Annotated in this window: 1 protein-coding gene; it reads left to right on the top strand. The window is 68.0% G+C overall.

The window, feature by feature from the left end:
- Positions 1–148: 148 nt before the first annotated feature.
- Positions 149–1,490, top strand: a 1,342-nt coding sequence (locus tag AACY31_RS28670; RefSeq protein WP_339505640.1) for a type VI secretion system Vgr family protein, incomplete at its 3' end; no start/stop codon positions are given.

The following is a 1,490-nucleotide window of genomic DNA, read 5'->3' as shown; positions in this document are numbered from 1 at the left end:
CCAGCACAGCGAGGGTGGGCACCAACTGATCCAGGCCGACCATATCGCCAGCTTCGGTGTGATCGAGGGCGAACCGCTGGTGTACGAGGCCAACCCTGGTGGCGATCAGGCCCAGCCGGCGCTGCACAGTTTCACCTACCGCTAGCAGGTGCGCAGCGCCCAACAGACCCAGCGCGATTACACCTTCACCCACCCGCGCTACAACCTGGAGCAGCACGAACAGGCGCGCCAGCTGGAACACCAAAGCCCCGACTACGAACGCTACGACTACCCCGGCCGCTACAAACACGACGACGCCGGCAAGCCCTTCACCCAGACCCGCCTGCAAGGCCTGCGCGGCGATGCGCGCACCGCCGAAGTCACGGGCGACGATGCGCGCCTGGTGCCGGGGCTGGCGTTCGATCTGACCGGCCATCCCCGTGAAGACCTCAACATCGGCTGGCGCGCCGTTGCCATCAAACATGTCGGCCACCAGCACACCGCGATGGAAGAAGAAGCCGCCGGCAGCCAGGTGGGCACCCATTACAGCTTCACCGCCACACTGATTCCCGACAACGTCGAATGGCAAGCACCGCCGCGCCCAAAACCCTGCATCGAAGGCCCGCAGATCGCCACCGTGGTCGGCCCGCCCGGCGAAGAAATCTACTGCGACGAACACGGCCGCGTGCGCCTGCAATTCCCCTGGGACCGCGAAGGCCAGGACAACGACCGCAGCTCCTGCTGGGTGCGCGTCACCCACAACTGGGCCGGTGCCGGTTGGGGCCACGTCGCCCTGCCCCGGGTTGGTCAGGAGGTGCTGGTCGGCTTCGTACAAGGTGATCCCGACCAGCCCCTGATCATCGGCCGCAGCTACCACGCCATCAACCGCTCGCCGTACAAACTGCCGGACTTCAAGGCCCTCAGCCCGATCCGTAGCAAGGAACTGCACGGCGAACGCCACAACGAACTGCGCCTGGACGACACCACCGGGCAAATCAGCGCCGCGCTGATGAGCGACCACCAGGCCAGCGCCCTCACCCTCGGCTACCTCACCCACCCACGCCCCGGTGGCGGCGTGCCACGCGGCGAAGGTTTTGAACTGCGCACCGACGCCCACGGCGTCCTGCGCGCCGGCGGCGGCCTGCTGCTCACCACTCAACTGCGCCCGCGCGCCGCCGAACACCACACCGACCTGCCGGAAACCGCCGAACAACTCGACACCGCCCGCCAGCACCACGCCACTTTCGCCAGCGAAGCCCGCGACCACCTGGCCCAGGAAAGCGGCGACCAGGGCGAAGTCGCCGACGCACTCAAGGCCCAACACAGCACCATCCGTGGCACCGGCGGCAACCCCAGCGCCAACCAATACCCCGAACTGGCCGACCCCCATCTGGTGCTGCACAGCCCGGCCGGCATCGCCAGCAGCACCCCGCAATCGACCCACATCGCCAGCGGCGAACACCTGGCCCTGAGCAGCGGCGGCCACACCAGCCTGGCCATTGGCAAACGCC

Source organism: Pseudomonas sp. RL_105y_Pfl2_101, assembly GCF_963970585.1.
In the GTDB taxonomy this organism is placed as follows: domain Bacteria; phylum Pseudomonadota; class Gammaproteobacteria; order Pseudomonadales; family Pseudomonadaceae; genus Aquipseudomonas.
This window is presented reverse-complemented; position numbering and strand designations above follow the sequence as displayed.